16 protein-coding genes are annotated in these 16,175 nt (G+C 47.8%); 1 reads left to right on the top strand and 15 read right to left on the bottom strand.

The genetic code is table 11. The features are described from left to right. Nucleotides 1-31: 31 nt before the first annotated feature. The 3 genes from rpoZ to remA are packed head-to-tail and all read right to left on the bottom strand — an operon-like array spanning nt 32 to nt 1,153. Nucleotides 32-259, bottom strand: coding sequence for a DNA-directed RNA polymerase subunit omega (gene rpoZ / locus BLU03_RS00920; protein WP_008589805.1), 228 nt, complete (start codon nt 257-259; stop codon nt 32-34). Then, complete coding sequence (gene gmk, locus BLU03_RS00925; protein WP_008589803.1) at nt 256-876, bottom strand: guanylate kinase; 621 nt, start codon at nt 874-876, stop codon at nt 256-258. Before gmk ends, rpoZ begins: the two co-directional genes overlap by 4 nt. A gap of 13 nt (nt 877-889) precedes the next feature. Continuing rightward, nucleotides 890-1,153, bottom strand: a complete 264-nt coding sequence (gene remA / locus BLU03_RS00930) for an extracellular matrix/biofilm regulator RemA (RefSeq protein ID WP_008589801.1) — start codon at nt 1,151-1,153, stop codon at nt 890-892. A 216-nt stretch (nt 1,154-1,369) separates the two neighbouring features. Between remA and BLU03_RS00935 the strand changes: the two genes are divergently transcribed. Next, nucleotides 1,370-3,109, top strand: coding sequence for an Rqc2 family fibronectin-binding protein (locus BLU03_RS00935; protein ID WP_093104934.1), 1,740 nt, complete (start codon nt 1,370-1,372; stop codon nt 3,107-3,109). 109 nt (nt 3,110-3,218) lie between these two features. On the opposite strand, the gene pyrE is transcribed toward BLU03_RS00935, so the two are convergent. The 12 genes from pyrE to lspA form a co-directional block, all read right to left on the bottom strand. After that, nucleotides 3,219-3,827 carry an orotate phosphoribosyltransferase gene (gene pyrE, locus BLU03_RS00940; RefSeq protein WP_093104937.1) on the bottom strand — a complete coding sequence of 203 codons (609 nt, stop codon included), beginning with the start codon at nt 3,825-3,827 and terminating at the stop codon, nt 3,219-3,221. A gap of 1 nt (nt 3,828) precedes the next feature. Beyond that, a complete protein-coding gene (gene pyrF / locus BLU03_RS00945) occupies nt 3,829-4,515 on the bottom strand; it encodes an orotidine-5'-phosphate decarboxylase (protein WP_093104939.1) in 687 nt (228 codons plus the stop codon). Continuing rightward, a complete protein-coding gene (locus tag BLU03_RS00950; protein WP_076570319.1) occupies nt 4,512-5,414 on the bottom strand; it encodes a dihydroorotate dehydrogenase in 903 nt (300 codons plus the stop codon). Before BLU03_RS00950 ends, pyrF begins: the two co-directional genes overlap by 4 nt. After that, nucleotides 5,411-6,127 (bottom strand): dihydroorotate dehydrogenase electron transfer subunit, encoded by a 717-nt coding sequence (locus tag BLU03_RS00955; RefSeq protein WP_076570643.1) that lies wholly within the window; start codon nt 6,125-6,127, stop codon nt 5,411-5,413. The genes BLU03_RS00950 and BLU03_RS00955 overlap by 4 nt, the downstream gene beginning before the upstream one ends. A 1-nt stretch (nt 6,128) precedes the next feature. Further along, nucleotides 6,129-9,332 carry a carbamoyl-phosphate synthase large subunit gene (carB, locus tag BLU03_RS00960; protein ID WP_093104941.1) on the bottom strand — a complete coding sequence of 1,068 codons (3,204 nt, stop codon included), beginning with the start codon at nt 9,330-9,332 and terminating at the stop codon, nt 6,129-6,131. Continuing rightward, nucleotides 9,319-10,407, bottom strand: coding sequence for a glutamine-hydrolyzing carbamoyl-phosphate synthase small subunit (gene carA, locus BLU03_RS00965; RefSeq protein ID WP_093105585.1), 1,089 nt, complete (start codon nt 10,405-10,407; stop codon nt 9,319-9,321). The genes carB and carA overlap by 14 nt, the downstream gene beginning before the upstream one ends. Further along, entirely contained in the window at nt 10,407-11,681 is a 1,275-nt protein-coding gene (locus BLU03_RS00970; RefSeq protein WP_076570312.1) for a dihydroorotase, read from the bottom strand. The genes carA and BLU03_RS00970 overlap by 1 nt, the downstream gene beginning before the upstream one ends. After that, nucleotides 11,629-12,549 (bottom strand): aspartate carbamoyltransferase catalytic subunit, encoded by a 921-nt coding sequence (locus BLU03_RS00975; protein WP_076570310.1) that lies wholly within the window; start codon nt 12,547-12,549, stop codon nt 11,629-11,631. Before BLU03_RS00975 ends, BLU03_RS00970 begins: the two co-directional genes overlap by 53 nt. Before the next feature lie 10 nt (nt 12,550-12,559). After that, entirely contained in the window at nt 12,560-13,921 is a 1,362-nt protein-coding gene (locus tag BLU03_RS00980) for a uracil-xanthine permease family protein (protein ID WP_076570308.1), read from the bottom strand. Between the two features lie 141 nt (nt 13,922-14,062). Continuing rightward, the gene (gene pyrR, locus BLU03_RS00985; protein WP_076570305.1) at nt 14,063-14,605 is read right to left on the bottom strand and encodes a bifunctional pyr operon transcriptional regulator/uracil phosphoribosyltransferase PyrR; all 543 of its coding nucleotides are present in this window, start codon (nt 14,603-14,605) and stop codon (nt 14,063-14,065) included. 142 nt (nt 14,606-14,747) lie between these two features. After that, on the bottom strand, nt 14,748-15,656 hold the full coding sequence (locus tag BLU03_RS00990; RefSeq protein WP_093104943.1) for an RluA family pseudouridine synthase: 909 nt from the start codon (nt 15,654-15,656) through the stop codon (nt 14,748-14,750). Continuing rightward, complete coding sequence (gene lspA, locus BLU03_RS00995) at nt 15,653-16,126, bottom strand: signal peptidase II (protein ID WP_076570301.1); 474 nt, start codon at nt 16,124-16,126, stop codon at nt 15,653-15,655. Before lspA ends, BLU03_RS00990 begins: the two co-directional genes overlap by 4 nt. Nucleotides 16,127-16,175: the final 49 nt, after the last annotated feature.

A 16,175-nucleotide genomic window follows, 5' to 3' on the forward strand; every position in this document is an offset into this window, starting at 1 on the left:
GCGCTGTCCACGCGGCTCTTTCCTGAAACTATTAATCTTTCTCCGTACGCGTGTGCACTTTATCCGAATACGAATAGGAAAGTTCCCCTTCTTCGATTTCCTGCAGTGCGACACCGACAGACTGTGGTGACTTCGTCTTTTCAACGAGCGGTTCTGCTCCCTGCTTCAGTTCTCTCGCCCGGCGGGCAGAGAGAGCTACGAGGGTGTATTTCGAACTGATCTGCTTTTGCAGAGAGTCGATGGACGGTTCAAGCATCATGTTAAATCCTCCTCCAGTGCCTGTTTATATTGTTTTGCAACACGGCTTCTTTTGCAATGTTCACTTAGTACGACGGACTGTACTTTAGAGACGGCATGGTCCACATTATCATTTACGATGACATAATCATAATTATCCATCATATCGATTTCGTCTCTTGCAGCTTCCAGTCTCGCCTTAATTTTCTCTTCCGTTTCCGTACCCCTGTTCACGATCCTGTCTTTCAGTTCTTCAAGGGAAGGAGGAATGAGGAAGACGAATACTCCCTCCGGAAAGTTTTCGCGAACCTGCAACGCCCCATTCACTTCGATTTCGAGAAATACGTCCTTACCTTCTTCGAGAGTCTGCTGCACATACGCTTTCGGTGTGCCGTAATAGTTATTCGCATACTCCGCGTACTCTATGAGTTCGCCCTCGGAGATCAGTTTTTCGAATTCGTTTCTCGTTTTGAAGAAATAATCCACTCCGTCTTTCTCACCTTCACGTGGTGCTCTTGTAGTCATGGAGATCGAATATCTGAGGTCAGTATCCTGTTCAAAAAGAGCTTTGCGGACCGTCCCTTTTCCGACACCGGATGGGCCGGATAATACAAATAAGATACCTTTTTCTTTTATCACACCGCTTTTCCTCCTAGTTATCGTCAGAAATTTCTTCGTGACTCAGCACGCGTTGTCCTACTGTCTCCGGCTGCACTGCAGACAGGACTACATGATCGGAATCTGTTACGATCACGGCACGTGTGCGCCTTCCATATGTAGCATCGACCAGCTTGTTGTTGTCTCTCGCAATAGTAATAATCCGTTTGATAGGGGCTGACTCAGGGCTCACAATTGAAATGATGCGATTCGCTGAAACGACATTCCCGAAACCTATGTTGATTAGTTTTAAACTCAAATCCGTATCCTCCCAACAACTTTTGACTAACACTATATTACCCTCATTATAGGCGATTCCAAGCGTTTTCCTCAAGTGATACGCCGGATAATTTAGATGCTTTTCGTTTTATATTCCACAACCATGCAGTATAGTGTAACAAAATTTTTCGGTTTGTGCGATACTTGAACGTACGTTTGTGTTCCGTGCTATACTGTGACAAGAGGTGAAGACATTATGGCATTCGACGGAATCGTAACACGCGCAACGGTTCATGAACTGAACGAAACATTGCAGACAGGAAGAATCACTAAAATATATCAGCCTACGGAAACAGAACTCGTATTTCAGGTGAGAAAAGACAGGACTAACCATTCGTTACTCGTCTCCGCTCACTCTGTTTACTCGAGGTTCCATCTGACGGAAGACTCGTACCACAATCCTAAGCAGCCCCCTATGTTCTGTATGCTCCTTAGAAAGCATCTTGTAGGAGGTTTTCTTGAACGGGTCGAACAGATAGAGAACGAACGGATTGTACACATGCAAATTCGAACGAAAAACGAAATAGGCGACGAGACACTTAAAACGGTAATTATAGAAATCATGGGCAAGCATTCGAACGTAATGCTCGTGGACCGGGAAGGCGGACACATTCTTGACAGTATCAAACACCTGCCGCCAGCCCAGAATACGTACAGGACCATTATGCCCGGACAACCTTACATCGCACCGCCCGGGCAGGGGAAAATTTCTCCCCTGAACCTCGATGGAGAGGATATCGTGCGTAAACTGGACTTCAATTCAGGGAAGATGGACCGGCAGCTTCTGAATATCGTCATGGGCTTCTCCCCTGTCATTACAAAGGAAGTCGTTTACAGAGCCGGTCTCGGAAACGTATCCGGCTTCAGTGAAGCTTACGATTCATTAAAAGAGCTGATCACGTCCCATTCCTATACACCTGCTGTTTACGACGGGGAGAAAGAAACTTTTCACGTTCTGCCACTTGAACACTTGAATGCCGAGCGCACGGTTTATACCTCTGTCAGCAAAATGCTGGATGCTTATTATTCCGGAAAAGCGGAACGGGACCGGGTGAAGCAGCAGGCAGGGGATCTGCACAGATTCCTTAAAAATGAAATCGACAAAAACCACCGCAAAATTAAAAAGCATGAAGAAACGTTGAAAAAATCAGAGGCTTCCGAGGATTATCAGAAATTGGGAGAGCTTCTTACAGCTCACATGCACATGGTTAAAAACGGAGACGCCGAGGTGACGGTAACGGACTATTACAAAGAAGACCAGCCGGATCTCGTCATCGACCTGAACCCTAATAAAACGGCGAGTCAAAACGCCCAGAACTTTTTCCAGACATATCAGAAACTGAAAAACTCTAAAATATACGTCGAAAAGGAAATCAGGAAAACAGAAGGAGAAATCGAGTATCTGGAAAGACTCCTTCAACAGGTGGAAGCCGCAAGAACCCAGGACGTGGAAGAAATCAGGGAGGAATTGCGGGACGAAGGTTATATGAAAAAACGTGTGAACACCGGAAAAAGAAAAAACAAAAAACAGAAACCTTCGCCGGAGAAGTATACTGCTTCCGATGGCACAGAACTGTACGTAGGGCGAAACAATCTGCAAAATGAGTATGTAACCAGCAAACTCGCTAATAAAGAAGATATCTGGCTGCACGCAAAAGATATCCCCGGGTCTCACGTCGTCATTAAAGACAACGACCCCACAGAGGAAACCCTTACGGAAGCAGCTCAGCTGGCAGCTTACTTCAGTAAGTACTCGGCTTCTTCTTCCGTCCCTGTAGATTACACGAAAATCAAGTATGTAAAAAAACCTTCCGGGGCTAAACCGGGATTTGTGACGTATGATCGGCAGAAAACCCTGTTCGTCACTCCGGAAGAAAAATCGATCAGACAACTGCGACGTAACGCTGAAACCGAAAATCGGTCAACCGGACAGTAAGAAGATAAGATTCTGATAAGTAAAAAACTCATACAGGCCCGGCAGCTCAGGAGATATTCTCCGGTTCTGCCGGGCCTTTTCTGTCATTGCAAAGAGCAGCTTCCGGAACTTACGTGCCCTTTTTCTCCTTCATCGAACTCCGCCAATTTTCCAAAACTCTTTTATTTTCTTCATTCAGATTCAAAGTATCGACCAGTTCCGAATAAGTGAGTAAAGAGCTGAAAGAAAGATCTCCCTCACCGAATGCATCTGCTGATTGTGGCAGTTCGTATGTAAATATACTTAAAACTTCCTTCACTTGGGCTCCGGTATCTTTCAATGCTTCTGCAGCCTTCACCGCCGAACCCCCGGTGGAAATGAGATCTTCGATTACGACGACCCTCTGTCCCGCGGTAATCTCTCCCTCAATAAGATTTTCTTTTCCATGCTTCTTTTTGGACCCTCGCACATACACCATCGGCAGCCCGAGTTCTTCAGCCAGCCAGGCTGCGTGAGGGATGCCTGCCGTGGCACATCCAGCAATCACATCCACTTCCCCAGGCAGTTCTTTGATTCTGGCTGCAAACTGCCTGCATATTTCCTTTCTGACGGATGGGTAAGAAATTGTAAGACGGTTATCACAATATATCGGGGATTCAATACCGGAGGTCCACGTGAAAAATTCAGCGGTGTTAATTTGAATAGCCCCGATTTCCATTAATGCCTCTGCTAACTTCACTTTATCCAATCTCCCTTCGTATCGCTTCGTATATTTCTTTCGGATTATCCGCTTCCGTAACAGCTCTTCCCACTACAATGGCGGTCGCCCCCTCCCGCCTCGCTTCCTCCGGAGTAGCTGCACGTTTTTGATCGTGCTTACTTTCCGTTTCCGTACGGATGCCCGGAGTGAGAGTGAGAAATTCTTTTTTTACACGGGTGTTTATCATCTTAGCCTCGTAGACGGAGCAAACCACCCCGTCCATCCCGCATTCCTGAGCCTGCAGAGCGAGGTTCATTACATTCTCCTTCAGACTCGAAGAAATACCAAGCTCTCTATTCAGCATCTCCTCCGTAACGGAAGTCAGTTGAGTGACTGCCAGCACCACCGTATCACCAGCGGCACGCCCGGCACGCTTCATCATTTCTTTTCCGCCCTGGGCATGGACGGTGAGCACTTCTACATCCAGAGAGACAAGACTTTTCACTGCCCCCTCGGCCGTAGCCGGAATATCGTGAACCTTTACATCAAGGAATACCGGATGCCCCCTCTTCCTCAATTCACGCACAATAGCAGGCCCTTCTTTATAGAACAGCTGCATTCCTACCTTAACAGGAACTTTTTCGAGATTGTGCGCTTCCAGAAACTCGAGCGCTTCCTCTTTCCCGGGGAAATCAAGAGCTATATAAAGCGGACGTAACGTTTTCAATAGTGAGCCCCTCCAATCGCTTCTTCCGCAGAAGAAAAACCGTATTCCCGGAGCACTCCGGGTAAGTCAGCAATTATTTCGGGCATGACGAACGGATTGTGGAAATTCGCTGTACCCACGGCCACAGCGGATGCTCCGGCCAGTAAGAACTCCAATACATCTTCAGCAGACCCGATGCCTCCCATGCCTATAATAGGGACGGAGACGTACGGATAAACTTCGTGGATCATACGGATAGCTACAGGTTTGATTGCAGGCCCTGATAAACCGCCTGTCTGATTATGAAGCAGGGGACGTCTCCTCTCTTTCAAAATCTGCATTCCCGTAATGGTGTTGATCATGGACAATCCGTCCGCGCCTGCCTGTTCGCAGGCTACTGCCATCCCCCTTATATCCGTCACGTTCGGAGAGAGTTTTACATAAACCGGTACTTCCGATACTTTTTTTACCTGTCCAACCACGTTCGAAGCGAGGTCAGGATCGGTTCCGAACTGGATTCCTCCTTCTTTCACGTTCGGACAGGAGATATTCAACTCAAGCGCCTGTACATGTGGAGACATTTTCTTTGCTGTTTCTGCATATTCTTCAGGGGAGGACCCTGCTATATTCGCGATTTTCGGAAGTGCATATTCGTTCAGAAACGGCATTTCTTCGCTTATTATTTTATCGACACCCGGGTTCTGTAATCCGATAGCATTCAGCATACCGCTTGAAGTTTCGGCGACTCTCGGTGTTTTGTTACCCAACCGGGGCTCTTTCGTAGCAGCCTTCATAATTACTGCTCCAAGAGTATCGAGATCATAGAACTGCGCATATTCTTTACCGAAACTGAAGCATCCGGAAGCAGGCATGACGGGATTTTTCAATTCCAGTCCGGGTAAATGTACATGCAAACTCATGGCAGTTTCACCCTCCCCTTCGGAAAAACAGGCCCGTCCTTACATACGTTGACGTAACCGCCATCCGTGGTTTCGACAGTACAGGCGAAGCAGGCCCCGATAGCACAGCCCATCCTCTCTTCCATGGAATTATAGCCGGGGATGGCAAGTTGTGCTTCCAGAGCTTTCAGCATGGGGTTCGGTCCGCACGCATAATAAACATCAGCTTCCGGATCCAGCCACTTCGTAACCAGTCCTTTTTCACCGGAAGAACCATCGTCTGTAACTACCGTCACTTCCGCATACTCCTCCATTTCTCTTCTGTAAAAAACTTGATTTACAGATTTGAAACCTAATACAGCACTGACTTTTTTGCCATTCTTATGCAGCTCTTTTGCAAGCCAGAGTAACGGGGGTACACCGACCCCTCCTCCTACAAGCATCACCTTTTTCTGCTCGGGCAGGGTGAACCCGTTTCCAAGGGGACCGAGAACGTTAACCGTCTCCCCCCTCTTTTTGTTCGCGAGGGTTCGTGTACCTTCTCCGAACGTCTTATAGACCACGGTGATTTCCCTTCCGGAGGAAGAAGCAAGTGATAACGGACGTCTGAGCTGATGGGGAGGATCTACAAGGATGTGCACAAACTGACCGGGCTCCGCAGGGAAAAAAACATCAGTCTGTAATGTTATTTCGTACGTACACTCGGCAATTTCTCTATGGTTCACGACTTTCATATCATACGTCTGCACTTGTTACCACCCCCCTTCGATTTGATAACGGCCTTGAGGTAAGGCTCATGGATTTCAATACATCCACAGCTGCAGACGCAGTATCCACGCTTGTAAAGCATGCTTTCCCGTATTCTACAGCTTCCCGCCGGATACGGAACCCGTCCGTATGCGCCTTCCTCTTCCTGTTCAACGTATTAATCACCATCTGCACCTTCTGTTCCCGGATAACTGCCAGGACGCCTTCGTCCTCATCCACTTTTCCTACAGTTGTAACCGGAAGATTTCTTTCTTTTAAAAACCTTGCCGTTCCGGCCGTGGCAATTAAATGAAAACCCAGATCGACGAGTGTGGCTGCGAGCGGTTCCACTTCCTCTTTATCTTTATCCGCTACGGTCAACAGAACGCTTCCGTGTTCCGGAATCTTCATACCTGCTGCCAGCATACCTTTGTAGAGCGCTCTTTCCAGATCTTTATCGTATCCGATCACTTCTCCCGTCGATTTCATTTCGGGCCCGAGGGTAGTGTCGACACTTCGTAATTTTTCAAAGGAAAACACAGGTACCTTTACATATATGCCTTCTCTTTCAGGCACGATTCCGGTAGAGTAGCCTTCGTCCGTAAGTCTCAAACCCGTCATCACTTTCGTAGCCAGTCCGGCCATCTGTATTCCGGTGATTTTGCTCAGGAATGGAACCGTACGGCTGGCACGCGGGTTGACTTCGAGTACGTAAACTTTCTCTTCCTGGACTACAAACTGAATATTGATCAGTCCTTTTAAAGGCAGGTTTTTCGCTATCTTTATCGTTGCTTCTTCCAGTTGTCTGATCACTTCCTGCGAAAGGTTTTGAGGAGGATATACCGCCATCGAGTCACCCGAATGGACGCCCGCCCGTTCAATGTGCTCCATAATACCCGGTATAACCACATCTTTCCCGTCCGTAATCGCGTCAACTTCCACTTCCTTACCGGAAAGATATTTATCTATTAATACCGGATGACCATTGGAGACGAACTTCGATAAGTAATGAGTCAGCTCCTCCTCCGAATAGACGATTTCCATAGCCCTGCCCCCAAGGACATACGAAGGACGTACGAGTACCGGATATCCGACAGCCTGCGCCACGCGGTAGGCATCCTCTTTTTCATCCACGCTTTCCCCTCCGGGATGACTTACCCCGAGATTATTCAGCAATTGTTCGAAGGAGCTCCGATCTTCCGTCTTCCTGATGGAGTCGATGGTCGTTCCGAGAATCGTCACGCCTCTTTCCTCCAGCCCGTCCGCCAGATTCACCGAAGTCTGACCGCCGAACTGCAGAATCACCCCTTCCGGCTGTTCGAGATCCACAACGTTCATGACATCCTCTACAGTAAGCGGTTCAAAGTAAAGTTTGTCGGACACACTGAAATCCGTTGAGACAGTTTCAGGGTTATTGTTGATGATGATCGCTTCATACCCTAACTCTTTTAATGCAAGGACCGAGTGGACCGTAGCATAATCGAACTCCACGCCCTGGCCGATACGGATGGGTCCGGACCCGACAACAAGAACTTTCTTTCTCTTTGTTACATCTGATTCGTTGAAAGTTTCATAAGTGGAGTAGTAGTAAGGGGTCGCCGACTCAAATTCCCCTGCACACGTATCCACCATCTTGTAGACAGGAGTGATACCTTCTGAACGTCTCTTTTCACTGACGTCTGCTACGGTGGTTTTCAGCACGCGTGCAAGATGACGGTCGGCAAAACCCTTCTCCTTGGCCCGGCTGATCAGTTCGGTATTCCAGCCTTTCTCCCCGATCTCTTTCTCCAGAAGAAGAATAGAGTCAATTTTCCGGAGAAAAAAACGGTCTATCCTCGTTTTTTCGTGAATAACTTCGAGACCGATTCCTCTTCTCATCGCTTCCGAGAGGATGAACAGACGCCTGTCATCCGCTCTGTGCATCTGTTCAAGCAGTTTTTCATCCGGGAGACCGGTGAAGTCGGGATCATAGAAGTCACCGTCATTCTGTTCAAGAGAGCGGACCCCTTTCAGAAAAGCCTCCTCAAATGTACGCCCCATTGCCATCACCTCACCGGTCGCCTTCATCTGTGTACCGAGTATACGGTTACCGTCTTCGAATTTGTCAAAAGGCCAGCGGGGGATTTTACACACGACGTAGTCGAGAGAAGGCTCGAAACAGGCAGTAGTCGTTCCTGTAACCGGATTACGGATTTCATCAAGACTCATACCTACGGCGATTTTGGCTGCGATCTTGGCAATCGGGTACCCGGTAGCTTTTGATGCGAGAGCGGAGGAGCGGCTGACCCTTGGGTTCACTTCAATGACGTAGTAATCGAAGCTCTCCGGGTCCATTGCAAGCTGAACGTTACATCCCCCCTCGATTCCCAGTGAACGGATAATTTCTGTGGAGGCATTCCTCATTATCTGATAATCCCGGTCACTCAGCGTCTGTGTCGGAGCTACTACAATCGAATCCCCCGTGTGGATCCCTACCGGATCAACGTTTTCCATAGAACAGACGACGATACAGTTATCTTTTTTGTCGCGCATCACTTCCATTTCTATTTCTTTGAAGCCGGCAATGTTCTTCTCTATGAGGCACTGATGCACCGGCGAAAGATCAAGGCCATTCCTTACAACTTCCGTGAGTTCTTCTTCGTTTCTGCAAATGCCTCCTCCGGCTCCCCCCATCGTATAAGCCGGACGTACAATCACCGGGTAACCGATATGCGCTGCGGAAGTTAAAGCCTCTTTTGCCGTTGATACGATATCACTTTCGGGGACAGGCTGCCCGATTTCCCTCATAAGAGACCGGAATAATTCCCTGTCTTCCGCTTTCTGGATTGCCTGAAGAGAAGAACCGAGAAGTTCAACGTTCATCTCTTTAAGGACTCCTGACTCATCCAGCTCCACGGCCAGGTTCAGCCCGGTCTGCCCTCCAAGTGTCGGCAGCAGAGCATCGGGACGTTCTTTACGTATGATTTTAGACAGAAAGTCCACCGTCAGGGGTTCCATGTAAACCTGGTCGGCGAACGTGTAATCAGTCATGATCGTTGCCGGGTTGGAATTGGCAAGGATGACTTCATATCCTTCTTCTTTCAGCGACTGGCAGGCCTGAGTGCCTGAATAATCGAATTCTGCAGCCTGACCTATAATAATAGGTCCGGAGCCTATAACGAGGATTTTTTTTATATTCTTATGTTCGGACATACGTCTCCTCCTTCCAATTACGTACGATACTTAAAAATCGATCAAATAAGTGGCCGGTGTCTTCAGGACCCGGGGTACTCTCGGGATGGTACTGAACGGAAAACACAGGATATCTCGCATGTTCCAAAGCTTCCACCGTATCATCATTCAGAGAGTACTGAGTGATTTTCAATTCAGTTGACATAATTGAATTATAATCAACTGAATAACCGTGATTCTGGGACGTCATATAGGTACGGTCGTTGACTTTGTCAAATACAGGCTGGTTTACCCCGCGATGGCCGAAAGGAAGTTTTTCCGTCCTTGCTCCACAAGCTCTGGCAATAACCTGATGCCCCATACAGACACCGAAGACAGGCACCTTGCCGATCAGCTTTCTTACTGTCTCTGTCGCCTCCGGTATGTGCGCAGGATTTCCGGGACCATTTGAAAGAAACACTCCATCCGGTTTCTGCCTCATTATTTCTTCAGCAGAAGTATTATAAGGCACTACCGTAATGTGACAACCTCTCTCTGTAAAGGCTCGCAGCAGACCATTTTTCATACCGTAATCGACGACTACAATCCTTTCTCCCCGATGAGGGATGACGTAAGGTTTATCAGTCGAGACGCTCGCCACCTGATCCGTCGGAAGCTCATACTCCCTCATCTCTTCCAGTACTTCCCGTACATTCCTCTCACTGCTTGTGATTACTGCCTTCATCGTCCCGGTTTCTCTTATGATTTTTGTGAGCTCTCTCGTATCGATTCCGCTGATTCCGGGTATCCCTCTTGCTTTCAGAAAAGAATCCAGCGTCTCTTCATTCCTGAAATTAGACGGGTATTCACAATGTTCCTTAACCACCACTCCCGATAAAGATGGAAAGATAGTTTCAAAATCATCCCGGTTCACTCCATAGTTTCCAATCGATGGATATGTAAAAGTTATTATCTGTCCGTAATACGAAGGATCGGACATTACTTCCTGATAACCGGTCATACCGGTCTGAAAGACGATTTCTCCTATTACATCCTTTTCGCTTCCGAATCCGTTGCCGCTGAACACCGTGCCATCTTCAAGAACGAGTCGCTTCATCATTTATTCCACCCTTCCCAGGCGATGTGCCCTTCTATCATTGTGCATTTTGGAATACCGCTCACTTTCGCCCCGTGGAACGGGGTATTTTTTCCTTTGGACAGGAACCGATGTCTGTCGATTTCCTCTTCCGTATACAGGTCAACGAATGTGAGCGTTGCAGGCTGTCCAGGTTCCAAAGTTCTCTGACTCATTGAAAAGACTTTTCTCGGTTTTGCCGTCAGCCATTCTATAAGCTGCCCGGTCGTCCAATTGCCGTTTCTGACAAAAGAGGTGTACAGCAGAGGGAAGGCCGTTTCAAGTCCGGTTATTCCGAAGGGGGCCTTCCTCATGCTCTGCTGTTTTTCATCCTCGGAATGAGGAGCATGATCGGTAGCTATAAAATCAATAGTTCCTTCTTCCAGACCCTGGATAAGCGCCTGACGATCTTCCTCGGAACGTAAGGGAGGATTCATTTTGTACATGGCGTCATCTTTATGTATATCACTTTCATTGAGAAGCAGATGATGCGGTGTAACTTCAGCTGTAATGTTGATCCCTGCATTTTTCGCTTCCCGTATCACTCTGATCGAGGACGCTGATGATACGTGACAGACGTGGTAGTGACATCCGGTTTCACCGGCAAGAATGGCATCTCTTGCTATGTGAACAGATTCTGCACTCGACGGGATCCCCGGCAGCTCCAGTCGTTCGGACACCCCGCCTTCGTGTACGACTCCGGAACCTGCAAGCCCATTATCTTCACAGTGAGCGACGATCGACATCCCGAGAACAGCAGCATTCTGCATCGCTTTTTTCATGAACGAAGCCTCCTGAACCCCCACTCCGTCATCGGTGAATGCAAATGCTCCGGCTTCTTTCAAAGCTTTCATGTCAGTGAGACTTTCTCCTTTCTGCCCAAGAGAAATGGAGGCGTAAGGCAACACTTCCACTACTGCATCATTTTTTATTCTACTCATGAGATTTTTCAGATTTTCTTTCGTATCGGGCACTGGAGAGGTATTCGGCATCGGGCAGACGGTTGTAAACCCTCCTTTGAGAGCAGCTCCCGTACCGGAGGCGATCGTTTCTTTATATTCCGCTCCGGGCTCTCTTAAGTGGATGTGTACATCAGTGAATCCGGGTGCGACAAGGGTACCCCTGGCATCAAAAACCTCTTCCCCGCTAACCTCTCCCATTTGATTTTTAATCTCTGCAATCATTCCGTCTTTTACACGGATTTCACATGGTTGCAAAGAGTTCTCTTTCCATCGGAACGCATTTGTTATTTTCATTGTGCTTCCCCCCCATTAATTCGTCTATTATAGCCATTCTCATGTAGACCCCATTGTTCATTTGCGTAAATATACGTGATCTTTGACACTCCACTAGAGCAGAATCGATTTCAACACCACGATTAACAGGAGCAGGATGGAGAATGATGGAGTGATTCTTCATCCGCCTTTCTCTTTCTTTCGTCAACCCGTAATCCGTAAGATAGGCGGGGATATCCCCTTCCGAGTCGTGGCGCTCCTTCTGTATTCTGAGCAGCATAAGAACATCGCTCGAGGCGACGGCCTCATCCATTGTTACGTACGTCTTCCCCGGTTCCTTCCATTCGTCGGGAGAAGAAAATTGAACCTCTGCCCCAAGCTGCTTCAGAGCGTATGCGTTCGACCTCGCTACTCTGCTGTGTTTGATATCACCCGCAATAGTGACTGTCACACCTTTAAAACAGCCGAACTCTTCATAAATAGTGAACAGATCCAGCAGACTTTGCGTCGGGTGTTCACCCGTACCGTCCCCTGCGTTAATAATCGAGATTCCTTTACATTCTGAAAGTTCCTGAAGAGAATCGCGCTCGGACTGCCTGATAACCAGAATATCGGTTCCTATCGCCTCCAGAGTACGGACTGAATCATACAGCGATTCACCTTTGAGAAGGCTCGACTGCTCCGCTTCCATTTCCAGCACTTCCATCTGCATCCGCCTCTCTGCGACGTGAAAGCTTTGTCTGGTTCTCGTGCTCGGTTCAAGGAAAAGATTCGCTGCAAACCTTCCTTTCCACGTTTTCTGCTCGCCTTTTTTCATGCGTCCGGCGTTTTCAAGAAGTGAATAAATCATTTTGTTACTTAATTGATCCATAGTTAATAAGTGATTCATGGAACCCCTCCTATGCTATTTCTTCATCCTTTTCGAACACTGATTTCTGCTGCTTCTCTTCTTCCGACTGAGGAATAATGAGGTTAAGCACTATTCCCGTCAAAGCCGCAAGTGCCATCCCTCCGAGCTCTACCTGTGGAGACAGCCGGATGAAAGCACCACCCACCCCGATTACGAGAATGACAGACGTGATCACCAGATTCCGGTTATCCCCGAGGTTTACGTTATGGTCGATCATCATACGAAGCCCGCTCGCCGCTATGACTCCGAACAAAAGAATGCTGACACCGCCCATGACTGCCTGGGGTATCGAACTTATCAGAACCGTGACCATTCCTATCCACCCGAATACAATGGCCATAACCGCTGCAAGTCCTATTACGAATACGCTGAAAACCCTTGTTACAGCCAGCACTCCTATATTCTCACCATAGGTTGTGTTCGGCGGTCCCCCGAGCATGCTCGCAATCATTGTCGCCGCTCCGTCACCGAGAATCGTTTTATCGAGTCCGGGGTTCTTCAGAAAATTCCTGCCCGTCACTTTTGATAACACCATTTGGTCACCCGTATGTTCCGCGAGCGTAACGAGAGCAAAAGGCATCATAACCATGGCGATATCCAGACTGAGAACACTGAAAGGTGAATAATCGATAAAGGGAAGGAGGAAGTCCGGCGTCCGGAAGAAAGCCTGCAGAAAGCCCGTAAATGACTCGGCACCGGTCCAGTTTTCCCACTCCGTCTGAATTCCTGATGTGTCTACCACTCCGTTCACCAGTGCAAAAGTATAGCCGGTCGTAATTCCGATTAAGATCGGTATAAGGCGGAATATCCCCCGCAGGAATACCATGGCTATAATTGTAGCTCCGAGTGTGACGAGAGCGGTGGTGATGTGGATAGTACTGTAAACCTTGTCGCTTCCCGGTTCGTACATAGCCATGTCTACAGCAGTGGAAGCAAGCCCGAGGCCGATCACCATAATGACCGGTCCCACTACGACCGGCGGAAGCAGTTTAGTAAGCCACTTTACACCGAAAATCATGATGAGCAGGGAGGCAGCACCGTACACAAGCCCCGCAAGAAAGCTGCCGACCATGGCTCCCGCGACTCCGGAAGATTCGGAGATCTGGGTAATCGGATAAATAAAAGCAAAACTTGATCCTAAGTATGCCGGAACTTTCCCCCGTGTTATCAGGAGATAAGCAAGCGTTCCTGTTCCACTGGCTACGAGAGCTACTGAGGGAGATAGGCCGGTCAGAAAAGGAACCAGTATCGTAGCTCCGAACATGGCAAACAGATGCTGAAGGCTCAGGGCGAGCCATTTCGCCGGAGCCGGCTTCTCTTCAACGTCGTATACAATCTCTCTGTCATTCATTCGAATTCCTCCTCTTTTTGTGCATAAAAAAATCTCTTTGCTTCAATAAGCAAAGAGATCACAGCATCGGTACATAGGTATACCCGTGCCTTACTCCTTACCTTTGAAGCCTCTCGGGACATTCATTAAAGGTATCTTTATTCATTTTTCGTAAATGACTACTTCCTCCTGCTGATCGGTCTCCTCGAGACGTACAGTCACTACTTCTTCCTTAGAAGTCGGGATATTTTTACCGACGTAATCTGCTCGTATCGGTAATTCTCTATGACCCCGATCCACGAGCACTGCCAGCTGAATGGAGGAGGGCCGTCCGAGGTCCACGAGCGCGTCCATTGCGGCACGCACTGTCCGACCTGTATAAAGGACATCGTCTACGAGTATTACTTTCTTATCGCTGATATCGACCGGAAGTTTAGAATCCTTCAGTTCCGGTTCATGATTGTCTGTCACTTCCTTCAGATCATCGCGGTACAGGGTGATGTCAAGCTCTCCCTGAGGAAGGGACGCTCCTTCAATATCTTCGATTTTACTTTTAATTCTCGTGGCAAGAGGAACTCCCCGTGTCTTCACCCCGATAAGCACAAGGTCTTCGATGCCTTTATTTTTCTCCACGATTTCATGCGAAAGTCTTGTAAGGGTCCGCCTGATCGCTGCATCATCGAGTACAGTCGCCTTTTTATTCATATTGCATCCTCCTACAAAAAAACCTTTTCTGCACACGTGGGCAGAAAAGGTCAAAAATCCGGTTCCTTCTCAGCCTCACGGGACTGTCGTTAAAGGTCTCTTATTAACTTGTTGACTATTATTACAAAAGCCCGGGTTTTTGTCAACTCGTTTCTTCCAGTTCAAGCAGAACTTTTTGGAAGTGTTCGGGTGCAGGAGCAGTGAACTTCATTCTTTCCCCGCTTACCGGGTGAGTGAAGGAAAGTGTTTTGGCATGCAGAGCCTGACCTGGAAGGGCGAGCGTTTTCCTGGGTCCATATTTGTGATCCCCTGCCAGCGGATGTTCAATATATCTCATGTGTGCCCGAATCTGATGGGTCCGTCCCGTTTCCAGTTTACAGGTAAGATGCGTGAACTCTTCAAAACGACGTTCCACGGTAAAATGAGTTACCGCATCTTTCCCCTCCTCCGTCACGGCCATGCGCTGACGTTCTTTAGGGTCACGGCCGATGGGAGCATCGATCGTACCGTGATCGTGGGCGATAACCCCGTGAGCAATCGCTTCATACTCCCTTTCCACGGTTTTTTCCTGCAGCTGATCTGCTAAATGCTGATGAGCCTTATCGTGCTTGGCTACCATCAGTAAACCGCTCGTATCTTTATCAATTCGGTGTACAATACCCGGCCGCTCCACTCCGTTAATACCGGAAAGATCGTCACAATGGTATAAAAGGCCGTTTACCAGCGTTCCACTGTAATGGCCGGCTGAAGGATGAACCACCATCCCGACCGGCTTGTTAACTACAAGCACGTCTTCATCTTCGTAAACAATAGTAAGAGGGATATCTTCTTTTTCAATGGCAGCCGGTTTCACTTCCGGCACTGACCATGCTACAAGATCTCCTTCCTGTATTTTATAATTGCTTTTCACGTGTCGTTTATTCACAGAGACGTGGTGTTCCCTTATCCACTGCTGAACCTGAGCACGCGATACATCTTCAAGATGATCACTGAGCCACTTATCTATTCTCTTAGAAGCATCCGCCGCTTCCACATTTAATTGTTCATTCATGGCTGTTCTGTCTCCTTTTGTCTCTTGTCTTCGATAAATGTCGCTATAAGGAATAGTATAACGCCGATGGTCAAAGAAGCATCAGCAACGTTAAAAATCGGGTAATTGTAACTGCCGATGTACACATCTACGAAATCCACTACTTCTTTTCTGAACAGGCGATCGATGAAATTCCCTATTGCTCCTGCAAGTAGAAGAGCTATAGCCACAGCACTCCATCTACTGTTTTTTCCCTGCGTCTGCATGTAGTAGATCAAAAATCCCACAATCAGAACGGTAATAATATAAAAGAAAAGCATCTGGCCCTGTAATATCCCCCATGCGGCCCCCTGGTTCCTGTGAGAGGTAAGCAGAAGAAAGGAATCTATAACGGGTATTCTCTCTCCTATTTCCATATATTTAGTTACCAGCCATTTGCTGATTTGATCTATTGCAATTATCAATAATGAAAGTCCATAAAACCGAAACATTCAAATCCTCCATCCCCTGCGAGTCCTTATTATTATATCATTTATCTAC

Origin of the sequence: Salimicrobium album, assembly GCF_900107115.1 — a bacterium.
Lineage (GTDB): Bacteria > Bacillota > Bacilli > Bacillales > Halobacillaceae > Salimicrobium > Salimicrobium album.

Bases quoted from the DNA above. Each gene is read 5' to 3' on its own strand.
- rpoZ (WP_008589805.1), bottom strand. From the start codon at position 259: ATGATGCTTGAACCGTCCATCGACTCTCTGCAAAAGCAGATCAGTTCG.
- BLU03_RS00935 (WP_093104934.1), top strand. From the start codon at position 1,370: ATGGCATTCGACGGAATCGTAACACGCGCAACGGTTCATGAACTGAAC.
- BLU03_RS00950 (WP_076570319.1), bottom strand. From the start codon at position 5,414: ATGAGTTTGCATGTACATTTACCCGGACTGGAATTGAAAAATCCCGTC.
- BLU03_RS00955 (WP_076570643.1), bottom strand. From the start codon at position 6,127: ATGAAAGTCGTGAACCATAGAGAAATTGCCGAGTGTACGTACGAAATA.
- carB (WP_093104941.1), bottom strand. From the start codon at position 9,332: ATGTCCGAACATAAGAATATAAAAAAAATCCTCGTTATAGGCTCCGGA.
- carA (WP_093105585.1), bottom strand. From the start codon at position 10,407: ATGAAGCGACTCGTTCTTGAAGATGGCACGGTGTTCAGCGGCAACGGA.
- BLU03_RS00970 (WP_076570312.1), bottom strand. From the start codon at position 11,681: ATGAAAATAACAAATGCGTTCCGATGGAAAGAGAACTCTTTGCAACCA.
- BLU03_RS00975 (WP_076570310.1), bottom strand. From the start codon at position 12,549: ATGAATCACTTATTAACTATGGATCAATTAAGTAACAAAATGATTTAT.
- BLU03_RS00980 (WP_076570308.1), bottom strand. From the start codon at position 13,921: ATGAATGACAGAGAGATTGTATACGACGTTGAAGAGAAGCCGGCTCCG.
- pyrR (WP_076570305.1), bottom strand. From the start codon at position 14,605: ATGAATAAAAAGGCGACTGTACTCGATGATGCAGCGATCAGGCGGACC.
- BLU03_RS00990 (WP_093104943.1), bottom strand. From the start codon at position 15,656: ATGAATGAACAATTAAATGTGGAAGCGGCGGATGCTTCTAAGAGAATA.
- lspA (WP_076570301.1), bottom strand. From the start codon at position 16,126: ATGTTTCGGTTTTATGGACTTTCATTATTGATAATTGCAATAGATCAA.